Source organism: Arthrobacter sp. 92 (assembly GCF_050260325.1).
In the GTDB taxonomy this organism is placed as follows: domain Bacteria; phylum Actinomycetota; class Actinomycetes; order Actinomycetales; family Micrococcaceae; genus Arthrobacter.
This window is the reverse complement of sequence record NZ_CP189863.1, coordinates 4382546-4397969: the sequence shown is the minus strand read 5'-3', so window position 1 is coordinate 4397969 and position 15424 is coordinate 4382546. Positions and strand designations below refer to the sequence as shown.

The window sequence follows — 15424 nt, the reverse complement described above, 5'->3', positions numbered from 1 at the left end:
ACTGCCGGGAGCGGCCCATCAGGGAACCCTCGCTAGGCGAAGGTGTTTTCCTTGGCGTGGTGTTCCTGGCTGCCCTGTGGCTGTTCCGGTCCAGGGGAGGCGGGCACGGGAGACTGCACGCGGTAGTGGGCGAACGGGTTGAAACGGCTGTGGCTCATCTCGCCGAATTCATAGGCCGACTCGGCATGCTCGGACCGGTCCACGCCGGCGATTTCATCCTCGTGGCTGACACGAAGACCCAGGGTCTTGTGGATGGCGACGCCGATCACGGCAGTGACGAGGCCTGAGAGCGTCAGCGTGATAAGCACGGCCACCGTTTGTGCAATGAGCTGGTGGAGTCCGCCGCCGTAGAAGAGGCCCCCGCCTTCGCCGTCGACCGGCAGCGCGATGAGGCCCAGCGCCAGGGTGCCGATGAGGCCGCCGCCGAGGTGGACGCCCACCACGTCCAGGGAGTCATCGAAGCCGAACTTGTACTTGAGGTCCACGAACACAGCGCAGGCGGCGCCAGCCACGAGCCCCAGGCCCAGGGCGCCAAGGGGGCTGACATTGGCGCAGGACGGGGTGATGGCGACGAGCCCGGCAACGGCGCCAGACGCGGCCCCGAGGGACGTGGGGTGGCCGTGGCGGACCCTTTCCGTGACCAGCCAGCTGATCATGGCGGCTGCCGGGGCGGCCAGGGTGTTGACCCAGATCAGGCCGGCCTGCTGCACGGTGGTGGCGGCGCCAGCGTTGAAACCGAACCAGCCAAACCACAGGATGCCGGCGCCAAGCATGATGAAGGGAATGTTGTGCGGGCGGTGGTTTGCATCTTTTCCGAAGCCGTGGCGGTTGCCCAGGATCAGGACAAGCACCAGGGCGGAAGTGCCGGAGCTGATCTCCACCACAGTGCCGCCGGCGAAGTCGATGACCTGGCCGAAGATGGAGCTCACAGCGCCGCCTGCGCTCATGAGGCCGCCGCCCCAGACCATGAACGCGAGGGGGCAGTACACAAGGGTGATCCAGATGGGGACGAAGACGGCCCAGGACGTGAACTTCGTCCGGTCCGCTATTGCGCCGCTGATCAGCGCCACCGTGATGATGGCGAAAGTGGCACTGTAGCCGGCCTTGATCAGGTCCGGCGAGCCGATCACGCTCTGGAGCCCGAAGCTGGTGAACGGGTTTCCAACAAGGCCCAGGACGCTCGTGCCGCTGGACATTGAGTAACCCCAGAGGACCCAGACAACACCCACGATGCCCACGGAGATGAAGCTCATCATCATCATGTTCAGGGAGGCCTTGGCCCGGGTCATGCCACCGTAAAAGAGGCCAAGCGCAGGTGTCATGAGCAACACCAGAGCCGCCGACACCATCATCCAGACGTTTTCCGCAGTGATTTGCACCTGCGTGTCCCTTCTCGTCAAGTCTTCCGTACGGGACCTCGTCGTTGCCGGGCCTCGCCCCCGGTCAATCGTCGCGGGTTCTTGTTTCCGATAATGAGGCGAAAAGTTGCAGGGACGTTACAGGAATGCCTGTTCTATGAAGAACGCGTGACCGTCCTGTTTCGGGAATGTTAACGAGTGCTGTTGTTGGGACGCCGCGGAGGGCGCGTTCACACCGCGGGATCCGCGGAATGGCGGGCCCGAACCGGTGACCTGAGGCGCGGCTGCCCGTGAGGACCGTTGAAATGGCTTGAAGCTGGAAAAGAGGTGGCATTAGCGGGATGGATCCAGGCGCCGCGCGGCCTCAAACGCTGGCGGCGGGAGCCAGCGTGCATGTAGTCTCGGTTCACGGCGATGGATCCCGCCGGAACGGCCCGGCTGTGGCTCTGGTTGCAGGTCCGGCCGTTCGAACCGCCACGAGGCTGATGGTTCCTGCCTTTGCTGATACGAAGGTAGGTGACGCATGCTTGCACCAGATGCACTCCTCGCGCGCCCTCATCCTGATAGGAATGCACAGGCTCGTCCTGATTTTCAGGTTGCCCGCTGCCCTGGAATCCGCTGCCCTGAAAGGAGCGCCAATGACTGAGTCCGCAGCCAACGAAACCCGCCCCGCCCAAGACCCCGCAGCCTACGTCCCGCGGCGCATCACGGGCCCAGTGCTTATGGGCGTTGTTCCGGGGCAGCCTCTTGCCGTGGCGCACCGGGCGGCGGATCTGGCCCACAGCCTGAACGTCAAGCTGATCTGCGCATATGTTGACGTCACCACTTACCTCGCCGAGGAGCCCGACGGCCGCGTGGAGGCCCGGTTGATTGACCCTGACGGGATTGATGACGACATTGAGGGGATCAGTGCCGGCATCAGGGAACGCCTTCAGGACGCTCTGGAGGGGACGGGTGTCCGGTGGTCCTTCGTTACGCTCGCGGGAGATCCGGCCAGGGCGCTGGGGCAGATGGCAGAGTCCACGGACGCGTCCCTCATCGTTGTGGGCACCCGCGAACGCGGATTCGGGGCCCGGCTCGAAGAGCTGCTGGTGGGGTCGGTGGCTGTCCACCTCACCCACCGGCAGCACCGGCCAGTCCTGGTGGTTCCGCTCGCCGGGCATGCCAAGCGTCGGCCGAAACCGGACCGCGGATGAATCAGCACACACCGGGAACCGATGCGTCACCGGCTGCCCCGGTGCCAGATCCGCCAAGCGTCCCGGACATGGACGGCAACGGCGGGATTCTCGGCGACCCGCGCCCCCACCGGCCGGTGCACCTGCATCCAGGATTCGTGCTGGTGGTGATCGCAGGCGGAATGGGCGGCGCGCTGGCGCGGTACGGCCTCAGTGCGGCACTCCCGGCTCCTGGAGGATGGCCCGTGCCTACCCTGATCATCAATCTCTCAGGGGCATTCCTCCTGGGCCTCCTGCTTGAGGCGCTCGGCCGCCGGGGACCCGATGCGGGACGCCTCCGGCTGCTGCGGATCCTGGCCGGCACGGGGTTCCTCGGCGCTTTCACCACCTACAGTTCCCTCGCACTGGAAACGAACATCCTTGTGGATGCAGGCCGCACGGCCGATGCCTTGGGGTACCTTGCGGCGACGGTGCTCGGGGGCGCACTGGCCACGACAGCCGGAATCCTCTCCGCTGCCGCACATCACGAAAGGGTCAACGGAGGCGGGAAGGCTGCCCGGCAGTCGAAACCGACGGGAGCGAAACGGTGAACCTCGTGACCCTGATGATGGTGGGACTGGCCGGCGGCCTCGGCGCAGGGACCCGCTTCGTAGTGGATGGACTGATCCGTGCCCGGTTCCGCAGCGCACTGCCCCTGGGAACCGTTGCCATCAACGTCACGGGGTCCTTTCTTCTGGGCCTGGTGGCAGGGCTGGTACTTGCGCAGGCGGCGCCCCCTGAGATGCAGGCCATCGCAGGCACCGGGTTCCTGGGCGGCTACACCACCTTCAGCACGGCAAGTTTCGAGACCGTCAGGCTTATCCAGTCGCGCCGTACCGGCCTTGCGCTGTTGAACGGCGTCGGCACAGCAGCGGCTGCTGTGGGAGCCGCCGCTGGCGGTCTCGCCTTGGCCGCCCTGCTGTGAAGTGCCGGCAAAAAACAGGGATCCCAAGGAGGCCCTTCCCGCGGTATATTTCACAGGTAAGCATGATCAGGAATTCCTAAGCCGCGGACTGCTTATGCGGCGTGCACCGATGTGTCCACCGGTAAGTCATCGGCGGACCCGGCTCGACGAAGGAGGGGAACCATGGATTCCACGTCCGCGGATACCAGGCAGCCGGTGGAGGGACCAGCCGTGGGGCAGCCGGGTGGCGTCCCGGGCCCGGCGGATCTTGCCAAGCAACTCAGCGAGATGGCAAGGGACCTGAAGCACGTTGAGGATTCGGGCTCCATGCTCGAAGCCATTGTGCATGCCGCCCTGGAGTTGGTTCCCCACGCGGCCCATGCCTCGGTCAGCCTGATAACGGGGCGCCGGCAAATTGAATCGAAGGCGGCGTCGAGCGAGATTCCGCGCCTGGTGGACGCGCTCCAGAGCGAAACAGGGCAGGGTCCATGCCTCGACGCTTCCTACGAGGAACGGGTGGTCAGTGTCCCCGACCTCAGCAAGGATGAGCGCTGGCCGGACTTCTCCCGAGCAGCCTTTAAGCTCGGCGCGCGGAGCATGCTCTCCTTCCAGCTATTCGTGGACGGCGACCACCTCGGTGCCCTTAACCTCTTTGGCGATCAGGCAGGGGCCTTCGACGCCGAATCCGAACGGATCGGTGGACTGGTGGCGGCCCATGCGGCGGTGGCAGTTGCCGGAAGCCAGCAGCTCAGCCAGCTCACCCAGGCACTGGATACCCGCGACCTGATTGGCCAGGCCAAGGGAATCCTGATGGAACGGTTCAAGATTTCAGCGCAGGAGGCGTTCGTGCTGCTGTCACGAGCCAGTTCCACCCTGAACATGAAGCTCCGCGATGTCGCCGAAGAACTGACCATCAGCGGGGAGCTCACCGTACCGCGCAATCGGTGAGGGACCCCCGGTCCCGCCGACCTTCAACCGGGCAGCAGCACGCTACTTGGCGGCATGACGGCGGGAGCCTGCCATGATCTCGAGGCACACCTGGGCCACGGTGGATCTATTCGCCCTGGCAAGCCGGAAAAGTTCACGAATCGCTTGTTCGGGCGAGAGGCCCTGCCGTTCCATCAGTATCCCGCAGGCGCGGCTGGTGTTGTCGCGGTCTTGAAGGGCATCCTTGAGAGATTCGCTCATGCGGCGTGGCGTCTGCGGTCCCTGGACGTTGCTGAGCAGGGTCGCCGCAGCGACGCCCAGTTTCTCCAGCAGCTGCCCGGTGCCTGCATCGTAGGCCGATGGAAGGGTGGAATAAACCTTCATCGCTCCGATGAAACCGTTTCCGGCGGTGATCGGCGCGCTGGCGAGCGAGCGTATGGGCAAAGAAACCACAGCCTGCCTCCAGAGTGGCCATCGGGCGTCTGTTGCGGCGTCATGGACGATGACAGCTTGCCCGGTGGTCCATGCCGTAATGCAGGGCCCCTGACCTGCTTCGAGTTGAGCGGCATCCTCCTGCTTAAGGACCTCGTCGGTGGAGCAGCCCGCGGGCCCACCATGCTCCCGATCCCGCACCGAGATGCCGGCGCCCACGGTCCCCGGGATGGCGTCTTTAGCCGCCTCCACGAGTCCGCGCATCGCACGGTCCACTTTCTCCTCGGTCAGGAGCAAGCCCTTGATGCGGGCGAATGCAACTGTCAATTCGTCGAAGGGTAAGGGGTTGAGCATTGCCGGCCTTTGGCACGAGGGCGCAGTTGCCCTGGGAATGCCCCCTGCTGAGCCGGGTCCCTACATTTTCGGGTCCGTATACAGCATACCGCGCGTTGGCCGGGGCCGCGCCGGCCGCCCTGGCCGGGCGAGGCCGGGCGGCTGGCTGCTGGCTGCGGGCCGGCCGATGCGGGCGGCCCGGGTCTAAGCGAGATGCGCGCCAAAGTCAAGGGACAAAGGTCCTGACGTCAAAAAGGCGCAAAATTGGCTCAATATTGCTGTGAACCGCCCGTAGTGCGCATCGGGCGGCCGCAACAGCTGTAAGTTAAATGCAGGCTCTCCGCTTTCCCCCCAATGATCGGAGCGCCGGGAAGCCCCTGCGCTTGAGTCGACTCGATTCGCGCGGGGGCTTCCCTCTTACGGGTCTTCCGCCGGCAGGAGCCCTTACCGCGAGGGGCCGGGCGAAGGGCTCTCGGGGCCCGTCATGGATGGCGGCGGCGGTGGAAATGCCACTGCAGGATACATCCCCGCCACCTGCACCATGTAGTTGGCCCATTGCGGGCCCGCAAGCATATAGCCGTCTATGGCCTTGTAGAACTTCCCGTTGATCGTGACGTCTTGTCCGGCCCTTTTTTGGCCTTCCGTCGTGTCGCCGAAGAAGGAGGCGGTGGCGAGTCCGGAGGTATAGCCGACCACCCAGGTGGCTCCGTTGTTGTTGGAGGTGCCCGTCTTGGCAGCAACCGGGACTTTGTCCTGGACTTTCGGGTTGATATAGACGCCGGAACCGCGTTTCAGTACGTCCTGCAGCACGGAGTTGACGCCCCGGGCGACGTCGGGTTTGACCGCATTGCGGCAGTCGCTAACCGCCGCCGGAAGCTTCTGGCCGGAGGGATCCCGCACCTCCGTGATGGCGATTGGCGCGCAGTAGCGGCCGTCATCGGCGAAAGTGGCGAATGCGTTGGCCAGATGGAGGGGTGCTATGCCGATAGCGCCGAGCAGGTTGCCCAGCTGGTGCATGTTCACCTGGGCATTGTCCAGGCCGCTGTGGAGGCCAACCGCATCCACCATCTTTTGGATGCCGCAGAAATCCAGCTGTGCGGCGGACGCGAAGGTCGCTGTGTTGATCGAGTTATAGAGCCCGTAGTTGACAGGCATGCGGCGGTAATATCCCTCATCGTTGTTCTTGAGATCGTCCGCCGCTTCAAGGCCCGCGTTCTTTTGAGCCGTGCTGTAGGCGCCGCGCACTTTCCCGCAGCTGTCCTTCCACGGAAAATCCAGCGGGTAGGACCGTCGGGAGGCGTCCACTATGGCGTTGAGGGGTTTGCCTTCGTTGAGCCATTCCGCGAACGTGAAAGGTTTCATGGTGGATCCGGGCTGGAATCCACCTGCACCGTTCAAGTCATTGCCGTTGGCATCTTTGGCGTCGACATTGAAATTCAGCTGCGTGTCGAATTTTCCCTCTTCAGGGAGGAACACGGTGTTTTGTGCCATGGCCAGGATCCGGCCGGAGCCGGGCTCGATGGACACCAGGGCCGCGCCCCATTTGTCCGGGTTCGCCCCGGCGGTGGCGTCCACTTGGGTCTGGGCGGCGGCCTGCAGCCGGCTGTCCAGGGTGGTGGTTATGGTGAGGCCGCCCCTGTACAGGAGCTTTTCACGGTCGTTCGGGTCGGCGCCGTAGGCAGCGTCGTTGAGGATGAGGTGGGAGACATAATCGCAGAAATAGGGCGCCATGGCAGCGGCGGCGCAGCCCTGCCGGCCGGGAGTGATCTTGAGAGCCAGCGCTGTTGCCACGGCGGCGTCGTGCTCCGGCCCGGTGATCTTGCCTTGCTTGAGCATATTGTCCAGCACTTGGTTCCGGCGCTTGAGCGAGTTCTCGGGATGGATGGTGGGATCGTAGAAGCTGGGGCTGTTCACCAGCCCGGCCAGCAGTGCCGCCTGAGGCAATGTCAGGTCCTTCGCGGAGGTGCTAAAGAAGTGCCGGGCGGCGGCCTCGATGCCGTATGCGTCCCGGTTGAAGAAGACGATATTCAGGTAGCCCTCAAGGATCTGGTCCTTGCTGTATTTTTTCTCCAGTTCTATGGCGAGCTTCATTTCGCGCAGCTTGTCGGCCACGCTCTTTTGTCCGCTGAGGATCACGAGGTCACTGCGGTCGGAGGAGATCAGCGACTCATTGAGGACATTGGTGACGTACTGCTGGGTCAGGGTCGAGGCGCCCTGCCGCCCGCCCTGGGTCAGGTTATAAACGAGCGCCCGAAGGATTCCCTGCGCGTCCACTCCCGCGTGTTCATAGAAACGGCTGTCCTCGATGGCCACGATGGCGTTCTTGATATACGGCGACATCTGATCCAGTCCCACCTTCACCCGGTTTTCTGCGTAGAAGGTGGCGATCTGCTTCCCGTCGGAGGTCATGACCTTGGTGGATTGGGAGGGCGGATCAACCTCCAGTTCAGCCGGGAGGTTGTTGAAGATGGTGATGGATCTGCTGACCGAGACGCCTGCCAAGGCCACTCCGGGCACCACAATGCTGGCTGCCAATACCCCGCAGAGGCCGCTCACTAAGACAAATCCGAGGAGCCTTCTCAGAGTGGCTGCCACCGTGTATTTCGGGCGGTTCCTCCACGCCATAGTTCCATTCAACTCCTCCATCGGCCGCAGCCAAAGAGGACAAAGTCCTTTCACGCAGCGCCCGAACGCGGGAAGGAAACCCAATGCTTGACGGCACGCTCCGTTTGACCCTCTGGCGCCGAAATCACGCGGCCGGATCCCTGAAATTGGGACGGGCGCTGGCTCGCCGTCCGGGGCGGCTGCGGCTACTGCCGGTAGCCCTCAACCTCACTGACCGGCCGCTCGGCGGCGTCGTCGGGGTTCTCGCCGGACTCTTTTTTGGCCCGGCGCTGCCGCAGGAGATCCCAGCACTGGTCCAGGCTCTCCTCTATGTGCCGCAGCCGCGCGGCGTCAGGCGCGTGTACGGACCCGCCGGTTCCCCGGACTCCTTCACGGAGCTCACGTTCTTCCTCCACCAGCGACTTGATGTTCTCGAGAATGTCCTGGTTGTCCTGGTTGTCCTGGTTGTCCACGTTTCCTCTTTCTTCGGCGGCGGCTCGAACTCCTGCGGTTGTGCCAGGAGAGGAGGTTCACTTCTCAGGTTACGGAGCCCGCCGCCCGGTGCCCAGAGACCGGTGGGAGCGGGACCTGCAGGTGTCCCGGGAAGGTTATCCGATGAGTTCGTCCGTGTAGCACCAGCGCCAGTCCTCCCCCGGCTCAATGCTGCGCATCACGGGGTGGCCGGTGGTTCTGAAGTGCCGGAAAGCGTGGGTGCCGGGGGAAGAGTCGCAGCAGGCCACATGTCCGCAATCCAGGCACATCCGGAGATGGACGGTGGTTGTGCCTTCGCGGGCGCAATCGTCGCAAGAGGCGTCGTCGGGTACTTCCCGGTCCGTGGCGCGCTCCAGGTGTTCACAGATGCCGCCGGGCCGGGCGATGCCCTCACCGCCGCCGCCCGGGCGCGCTTCCAGTTCGTCCAGGGATGTGTCCAGCATCGATTCCTCAATATCAAGCCTATCCAGGACCTCGCTGAGGACTTCGTGGGCGTATTCGCCGCCCCGACGCAATTCCAGCACCTTGGCCCGCTCGGCCTCCAGCATGGCCAGCCGCAACCGGGCATAGCGCTGGCTGGGGGTGGCCGATTCGGAGTCCGGGCGGCCAAGCCGTTCCCAGGCTGCGAGCCCGCGTTCCTGCGTGCGCCGTTTGAGCATGGCCACGACCTCTGGAGGGTCATCGTCGGTGCGCAGCTCCTTTAGCCGCTCCACGCCCGCAGTCGTGGCAAGCTGCATCAGGGACGCCTGGTTGAGGGCATCTTCACGTGGGTCCGGGCCCTTGACCTTCAGGACCCGGACCAGGGCCGGGAGGGTGAAGCCCTGCAGGGTAAGTGTTCCGCCGACCACCACCAACGCGGCGAGAATCAGCACCGACCGATGCTCCAGGCCCGCCGGCAGGACCAGAACCGCGGCGAGCGTCACCACCCCGCGCATTCCAGCCCAGGACACGATGGCGGGAAACTGCCACGGAGGAGCCGGGTCATTGCGGCGGACGGCCGGGATCAGCCGGGGCAGGTAGGTTGCGGGAAAAACCCACAGGGGCCGCAACACCAGAACGGCCAACAGGATCACCGCACAGCCGACCCAGATGCGGGCAGCGCCAAGTGAATCGTCCTGAACTCCTTCGATGATGGTCCGCACCTGGAGCCCGATCAGGAGGAACACCGAATTTTCCAGCACGAACTGGACCGTGTCCCAGTTGCTGCGTTGGCTTAGGCGGGCTGCCCCGTTGGGCATGGATGGCGCCTTCGTTCCCATGATGAGTCCGGCGACCACCACGGCCAGCACACCGGAAGCATGGATGGCCTCGGCCGGCAGGTACGCCACCAGCGGGGCAATCAATGAAGTCGAGGTGTTGATGGCAACACTGCGGATCCTGAGGCGGAGCTGGGTCAGTACGTATGCCGCGGCCAGACCCACCACCAGTCCGCCACCCGCGGCCAGCAGGAAACCGCCCGCGATCTCTGCCGCGGAGATGCTTCCGGCGATGGCGGCGATGGCTGCGCGGAGGCAGACCAGCGCCGTGGCGTCATTGACCAGGGATTCGCCTTCCAGGATGCTGACAATCCGCCGCGGCATCCCCACTTTCCGCGCGATCGCCGTTGCGGCGACCGCATCCGGCGGCGCGACGACGGCCCCCAAGGCAGTGGCTGCGGGCAGGGGGATCTCGGGGAACAGCCACCAGACCATCAGGCCGATGGAAACGGTGCCAAAAATGACATAACCCACCGACAGCAGCCCAATGGCGCGGCGGTTGGAGCCGAAATCGAAGAGTGAGGTCCGCAGCGCCGCCGCGTACAACAGCGGGGGCAACAGGCCCACCAGCACCAGCTCGGGGTTCAGTTCGATGGTCGGGACGAAGGGCAGAAAAGAGCCGGCGACCCCGGTCAGTACCAGCAGCAGCGGAACGGAAACATTTATTTTCCGGCCCAGTGCGCTTCCGGCGCAGACCACTCCCACCAGCACCAGCACACCTAAAGCGATGTTCATGGAGTAATTCTGTCAGTTTGACGTCCGGAGCCTGGGAGCGGGTTCCCGGGTACGGTTCCGGGTACTTGTCGGTGGCGACTCGGGTTAGGAACCCTTCGACGAATCGCCGGCGCTTCCCTCATCCTGGAAATCCGCGCCTTCGGCAGGGTCCTGTGAATGGAAGCGCAGTTCAGATGCATCCGCGGTTTCGTCCCCTTCCGCCGGAGCCTCGCTGTGCACGCGTTCTACGGGTTCTGAGTCTTCCTTCATGTCCGTTTGTCTCCTGAATGTCCTGAAACTCCATCACGGCTACTGTTCATCTAGCTCCCGAGCGCGTCGGCCTGTCAAGGACCTTGCCGCGCCTTCGAGGCCAAGTCTGGCCGCCGTCAGTGATCTGTGCTCAACTATGAGTTGAGTTGTGCCAGCACCTCCCTCGGCACCCCCGCAGCACCGTTGACGAGCCGGTCCAGCCGGCGTTCGGGAAGGACGACCCTCATGGCCACCTACAAGATTGGGTACTTCATTGGAAACCTGGCCAGCGGTTCCATCAACCGCACACTCTCCAAGGCATTGATCAGGCTCGCGCCCGATGACCTTGAGTTCACGGAGATCCCCATCCGGGACCTGCCCTTGTACAGCTATGACTACGACGCCGATTTTCCTCCTGAAGGGCGCGCCCTCAAAGACGCGATAGCGGCGTCCGACGGAATCCTCTTCGTTTCCCCGGAATATAACCGTTCCATCCCGGGTGCACTCAAGAACGCCATTGACTGGGGGTCCCGGCCCTGGGGCACCAACTCGTTCGCCCGCAAGCCCACGGGAATAATCGGCGCTTCACCCGGCGGGATTGGCACTGCCGTGATGCAGTCCTCGTTCCGCAGTGTGCTGAGCTTCCTCGACGCGCCCCAGCTGAACGCACCCGAGGCCTACATCAAGTTCAATCCTGAGGTTTTCGGCGCTGACGGCGAGGTCAAGGATGAATCCACGGCGTCGTTCCTGCGCCACTACATGGAGGAATACGGCGCCTTCGTTGAGCGGGTCCTGGCGGCCAGCGCCCCTGGCCACATCGGTGACCAGCAGCCGGATCCGAACAAGCTCTCGCGCTAGCAAGCTGACCCCACCTTCGCCGAGGCGGACGGTCCGCCGGGAACATGAGAATTGAATGGTTTAAGACGCGTGTGGTCCCGTTCCTCGTCCGTGCGTTCCTGGACCTTGTGGGTCACCTGAAGGGTGAACGGGGAGAAACCGACGCTGCGATCGATAGTTCCGGAAACCGCCGGCAGGAGACCCGGAAGCTAGTCAAGCGGGAGCGTGACCGTAAGGCAGGTGCCTTGCCCGGGAGCGGAGTCGATCGTGGTGGTGCCGCCTGCTTCTTCGACCGCGATGGACATCAGGAGGAGGCCGAAGCCGTGCTGGCTGCTGCCGGTCCTGGCTTTGCGGTCGAATCCCACGCCATCATCGGTGACAGTCAGTCGAATGCCATGGTTGACGGCGGCCAGCCGGACCGTTATCTCGCTGGCCCTCGCATACTTGTAGGTGTTGCTGAGGGCTTCCTGCGCGGCGTGGTACAGCAGCGAGGCGCAGCCAGCCGGAACCTCGACGCCGTGGTGTGGGGTTTCCCACAGGACAGTGGTTCCCTGCTGGCGCAACGGTGCAGCGAGCCTGTCGATGCACCCGGCCAGCCCCAGGGCGTGGAAGTCAACGGGGCCCCGGTCGGTGATGATGCCCCGGACGGCAGTGGCCTCGCTTAAAGCTGACGCATTTTTCATGGCTCCCCCTGATGCCTCCAGCCGCTGAAAACCTACGCCGGCCGCGGGGGCTGGTCTGCCGCCTATGTGCCGATGGTCCAAGCGTGGACCGCCAGCATCAGGGATTCCGAAAGTCTCCCTCAAATTCCGATCAAGATCAGGAATCAGCCGGGCACAAAGGAACGGCGACATCGGGCACAAACGCCCGGTGCCACCGTCGTCGTCCTCGGACGTGCCCTGCTTTCCTTAGTGACAAACGCCGCCATCAGGATCAGGTCGTAGATCATTTCCGGCAGGACGAGCGCTGCCCAGGCGCGGCCCCCGGGGCCGTTCGACCAGACAGTGACCAGGCGCTCGACGACGAAGATCAGACCGACGGCCAGCCAGAACGATGACCACTGGAACTGGCCCGCGGCCACCACCAGAGCGGTGGCGCCGAGATACAGGAACATCATGATGGTGGTCAGCGTGAGCATCGCCTGCTGGAACCAGTACCGGGCGGTCACGCGGGTAAAGCCGTACCGCGGCAGGCTCTCCAAGGCTCCCCGATACCAGCGCAGCCGCTGGCGCGGATAACCTCCGCGCCGCACGCAAAGCCAATCGCCGCGGTGTCATCTGTGCAGTTGTCCGCGACGACGACCACCCGGGATGCCTCCCTGGTCTGGCGGCCCAGCGAGTAAAGCGTCGCCGCCAATTGAGCGGCCTCGTTGTGAGCGGGGATAAGCACGGTGACAGACATCGGGAAGCCCCCTTGGGGTGTTGGTTGGGAGTGGCGCAATCTCCGCGCCGGTTCCCCAAGCCTCGCGTGGCGTCCTCAATCAGCCAACAAGAAAGTCCCTTGGAAAGGCCTAAATTTGGCTCAAGTCGGCATGCCAACTCAAGAAATGCACAAGATTTGGCGGCCCGCCCGATCCTGCCCGACGCCGTGTGTAGGCTCAGGAAACGGCGCATAAGTCCATGCAATGGAATTACCACTGACGGGGCGTTTTCGCGCCGCAGGGGTGACGCTTACGAACTAAGAAGCTATGGGGGCGTAGATGGCGGGGCGTGGAATTGCGGTAATCGTTGAGGATGATGACGACATCAGGGAAGCATTGGGGGACGTGCTCAGGCAGTCCGGATTTGCTGTGCACGCAACCGCATCGGGGCGTGAAGGAGTGGAAGCGGTGCGGGAACACAACCCGGTCCTCGTCACCATGGATCTGGGACTGCCCGATTTCGATGGCATCGAGGCCTCGCGCCGGATCCGCATCTTCAGCGATGCTTACCTCATCATCGTGACGGGAAAGGGGGACGAAGCTGACGCGCTCATGGGCTTCGAAGCCGGCGCCGATGATTTCCTCACCAAACCGTTCAGGCCCCGCGAGCTCCGGGCCCGGATTTCGGCGATGCTCCGCCGGCCCCGGAAACAGGGCGTGCGAGAATCCGGGACCGCGGCCGCTCCAGCCGAACCCGCCGCCGCTGCGGTATCCAGTGAGACTGCTGCAGCCGGAGACCAAAACCGATCCCGGTCCGCAATCACCTGCTGCGATTTCGAGCACCACGGACTCACCCTCAACGAGGGCACCCGCACGGCGGAAATTGATGGAACAAGAATTGATCTGACCCGGACGCAGTTCGACCTGCTTCTTGTCATCATGGAAAACGGTCGCCTGGTCCGCACCAAGTCCGACCTGGTGCGACGACTGCGCAACGAGTCCTACGACACCGGATCTTTTGTCACCACGGCCGAGGAACGCGCCGTCGAGGTGCACATCGGAAACCTGCGCAAACAGCTCGGCGACGATTCGAGGGCACCCAGATGGCTCGAAACAGTGCGGGGAGTCGGCTACCGTCTCACTCCATAGGAGGGCGACGGCGACCCGGGGGTTCCGGACACGCGGCCAGCCCTCAATAATGGCACCAGGAGGCCACCCGCGAGTGACCCCGGAAGCCACCGACCAACCTAAGGAAAGAACGCATCATGACCTTTCTCGACGCCGCCCGCTGGGACGGAAAGATCTACATCGACGGCTGGACGGAGGGTTCCGGGGGCACCCGGGATGCGGTGGAGCCTGCCACCGGAGGAGTGCTTGGCCGCTTCGGTGTCGCCACTGCGGCCGATGTGGCACGCGCGGCCACCGTTGCCGCCAAAGCCCAGAAAGAATGGGCAGCAAGACATCCCGAGGAGCGGGCGGGCGTGCTGCGCCGCGCGGCGCAGCTTTGGGAAGAGCACGCCGAGGAACTACAGGGCTGGATCATCCGTGAGAGCGGGGGCGTTCCAGGCAAGGCCGCGCTGGAGACCCACATCGCAGCTAATGAATGCCATGACGCCGCGGCGCTGCCCGCGCATCCGGCAGGGGAGGTCCTGACCTCCAATGAGGACCGCTGGTCCTTCGCACGGCGCCGTCCCGCCGGCGTCGTATCCGTCATAGCTCCTTTCAACTTCCCACTGATTCTCTCCATCCGCTCGGTAGCCCCGGCGTTGGCCTTGGGAAACGCGGTTCTGCTCAAGCCGGACCCCCGCACGGCCGTGTGCGGCGGCGTGGCACTGATGCGCGTCTTCGAGGAGGCCGGCCTGCCGGCCGGGGTGATGGCATTGCTGCCCGGCGGGGCCGAAACAGGTGCCGCCATGGTGGAGGCGCCGGAGGTCCGCGTGGTGTCCTTCACCGGTTCGACGGCGGCGGGACGCAAAGTGGGGGAGTCCGCGGGACGGCACCTGAAGAGGGTCCACCTCGAGCTGGGAGGAAACAGTGCCCTCATCGTGCTGCCCGGGGCCGATCTGGCGAAGGCGGCGTCGGCCGGCGCCTTCGGTTCCTTTATGCATCAGGGTCAAATTTGCATGGCCACCGGCCGGCATTTTGTACACGAATCACTGTACGAGGACTACATTGCGGCACTCGGCGAGAAGGCGGAACAGCTCCCGGTCGGGGACCCCGCCAGCGGGCAGGTTGCCCTGGGGCCGATCATCGATCAAGGCCAACTCAGTCGCATCCATGCAATCGTCGAAGACGCGGTGCGGGCGGGCGGCCGGCTGGTGGCCGGGGGAACCCATGATGGACTGTTCTACAAACCCACCGTGCTGGCGGACCTGACTCTGGATAACCCCGCCTTCGCCAAGGAGATCTTCGGTCCGGTGGCTCCCGTCACCAAGTTCTCCACTATCGAGGAGGTGGCGGAGCTGGTCAATGCCAACGAGTACGGGCTTTCAGTGGGCATCCTTGGGGACGTGGGGGAAGCCATGAAGATCGCGGACCGGGTTAACTCCGGAAAAGTGCACATCAATGAACAGACCGTCTCGGATGAGGCCAATTCTCCCTTCGGCGGCGTGGGGGCCTCCGGCACGGGCTCCCGGATTGGTGGGGCGACGGCAAACATCGAGGCGTTCACGGAGACGCAGTGGCTCACCATGCGCCCGGAGATAGCGCCCTACCCGTTCTGAGGAGTGCAGGGGATCAGGCCA

At 64.4% G+C, this 15424-nt stretch carries 16 protein-coding genes, 1 pseudogene and 1 riboswitch; of the genes and pseudogenes, 7 read left to right on the top strand and 10 right to left on the bottom strand.

Going from position 1 to position 15424, the window contains the following annotated elements; translation table 11 throughout:
• Positions 1-32: 32 nt before the first annotated feature.
• Positions 33-1379, bottom strand: a complete 1347-nt coding sequence (locus ACP4XC_RS20440) for an ammonium transporter (protein ID WP_427172554.1) — start codon at positions 1377-1379, stop codon at positions 33-35.
• A 380-nt stretch (positions 1380-1759) separates the two neighbouring features.
• Positions 1760-1860: riboswitch (Fluoride riboswitch) on the top strand.
• 136 nt (positions 1861-1996) lie between these two features.
• On the opposite strand from ACP4XC_RS20440, the gene ACP4XC_RS20435 reads away from it, so the two are divergent.
• The 4 genes from ACP4XC_RS20435 (at position 1997) to ACP4XC_RS20420 (ending at position 4424) form a co-directional block, all read left to right on the top strand.
• On the top strand, positions 1997-2554 hold the full coding sequence (locus ACP4XC_RS20435) for a universal stress protein (protein WP_427172553.1): 558 nt from the start codon (positions 1997-1999) through the stop codon (positions 2552-2554).
• Positions 2551-3123: a fluoride efflux transporter FluC gene (locus tag ACP4XC_RS20430; protein ID WP_427172552.1), complete on the top strand. Its 573-nt coding sequence runs from the start codon at positions 2551-2553 to the stop codon at positions 3121-3123. Before ACP4XC_RS20435 ends, ACP4XC_RS20430 begins: the two co-directional genes overlap by 4 nt.
• Before the next feature lie 5 nt (positions 3124-3128).
• Positions 3129-3497 carry a fluoride efflux transporter CrcB gene (crcB, locus tag ACP4XC_RS20425; RefSeq protein WP_427175180.1) on the top strand — a complete coding sequence of 123 codons (369 nt, stop codon included), beginning with the start codon at positions 3129-3131 and terminating at the stop codon, positions 3495-3497.
• A gap of 162 nt (positions 3498-3659) precedes the next feature.
• Positions 3660-4424: a GAF and ANTAR domain-containing protein gene (locus ACP4XC_RS20420; RefSeq protein ID WP_427172550.1), complete on the top strand. Its 765-nt coding sequence runs from the start codon at positions 3660-3662 to the stop codon at positions 4422-4424.
• 42 nt (positions 4425-4466) lie between these two features.
• On the opposite strand, the gene ACP4XC_RS20415 is transcribed toward ACP4XC_RS20420, so the two are convergent.
• From ACP4XC_RS20415 to ACP4XC_RS20395, 5 genes are all read right to left on the bottom strand, one after another.
• Positions 4467-5189, bottom strand: a complete 723-nt coding sequence (locus tag ACP4XC_RS20415) for a GAF domain-containing protein (RefSeq protein WP_427172549.1) — start codon at positions 5187-5189, stop codon at positions 4467-4469.
• Between the two features lie 423 nt (positions 5190-5612).
• Positions 5613-7793: a transglycosylase domain-containing protein gene (locus tag ACP4XC_RS20410; RefSeq protein WP_427172548.1), complete on the bottom strand. Its 2181-nt coding sequence runs from the start codon at positions 7791-7793 to the stop codon at positions 5613-5615.
• A gap of 185 nt (positions 7794-7978) precedes the next feature.
• On the bottom strand, positions 7979-8245 hold the full coding sequence (locus ACP4XC_RS20405) for a DUF2630 family protein (RefSeq protein WP_427172547.1): 267 nt from the start codon (positions 8243-8245) through the stop codon (positions 7979-7981).
• 135 nt (positions 8246-8380) lie between these two features.
• Positions 8381-10255 carry a Na+/H+ antiporter gene (locus ACP4XC_RS20400; protein ID WP_427172546.1) on the bottom strand — a complete coding sequence of 625 codons (1875 nt, stop codon included), beginning with the start codon at positions 10253-10255 and terminating at the stop codon, positions 8381-8383.
• An 84-nt stretch (positions 10256-10339) separates the two neighbouring features.
• Positions 10340-10504, bottom strand: a complete 165-nt coding sequence (locus ACP4XC_RS20395; protein WP_427172544.1) for a hypothetical protein — start codon at positions 10502-10504, stop codon at positions 10340-10342.
• Positions 10505-10729: 225 nt separating this feature from the next.
• Here ACP4XC_RS20395 and ACP4XC_RS20390 point away from each other — a divergent pair, with 225 nt between their 5' ends.
• Positions 10730-11341, top strand: coding sequence for an NADPH-dependent FMN reductase (locus tag ACP4XC_RS20390; protein ID WP_427172543.1), 612 nt, complete (start codon positions 10730-10732; stop codon positions 11339-11341).
• A gap of 71 nt (positions 11342-11412) precedes the next feature.
• Here the strand turns inward: ACP4XC_RS20390 and ACP4XC_RS20385 are convergent.
• From ACP4XC_RS20385 to ACP4XC_RS20370, 4 genes and pseudogenes are all read right to left on the bottom strand, one after another.
• Positions 11413-11505, bottom strand: a pseudogene (locus ACP4XC_RS20385) (LssY C-terminal domain-containing protein); the annotation flags it as partial.
• Positions 11506-11529: 24 nt separating this feature from the next.
• Positions 11530-12003, bottom strand: coding sequence for a sensor histidine kinase (locus ACP4XC_RS20380; RefSeq protein ID WP_427172542.1), 474 nt, complete (start codon positions 12001-12003; stop codon positions 11530-11532).
• A gap of 143 nt (positions 12004-12146) precedes the next feature.
• Positions 12147-12521, bottom strand: coding sequence for a hypothetical protein (locus tag ACP4XC_RS20375; protein ID WP_427175200.1), 375 nt, complete (start codon positions 12519-12521; stop codon positions 12147-12149).
• Positions 12485-12721 carry a glycosyltransferase gene (locus ACP4XC_RS20370; RefSeq protein WP_427172541.1) on the bottom strand — a complete coding sequence of 79 codons (237 nt, stop codon included), beginning with the start codon at positions 12719-12721 and terminating at the stop codon, positions 12485-12487. Before ACP4XC_RS20370 ends, ACP4XC_RS20375 begins: the two co-directional genes overlap by 37 nt.
• A 298-nt stretch (positions 12722-13019) precedes the next feature.
• Here ACP4XC_RS20370 and ACP4XC_RS20365 point away from each other — a divergent pair, with 298 nt between their 5' ends.
• Together ACP4XC_RS20365 and ACP4XC_RS20360 are read left to right on the top strand one after the other, a co-directional pair.
• Positions 13020-13829 carry a response regulator transcription factor gene (locus tag ACP4XC_RS20365; RefSeq protein WP_427172540.1) on the top strand — a complete coding sequence of 270 codons (810 nt, stop codon included), beginning with the start codon at positions 13020-13022 and terminating at the stop codon, positions 13827-13829.
• Between the two features lie 116 nt (positions 13830-13945).
• On the top strand, positions 13946-15403 hold the full coding sequence (locus ACP4XC_RS20360) for a benzaldehyde dehydrogenase (RefSeq protein ID WP_427172539.1): 1458 nt from the start codon (positions 13946-13948) through the stop codon (positions 15401-15403).
• Positions 15404-15424: the final 21 nt, after the last annotated feature.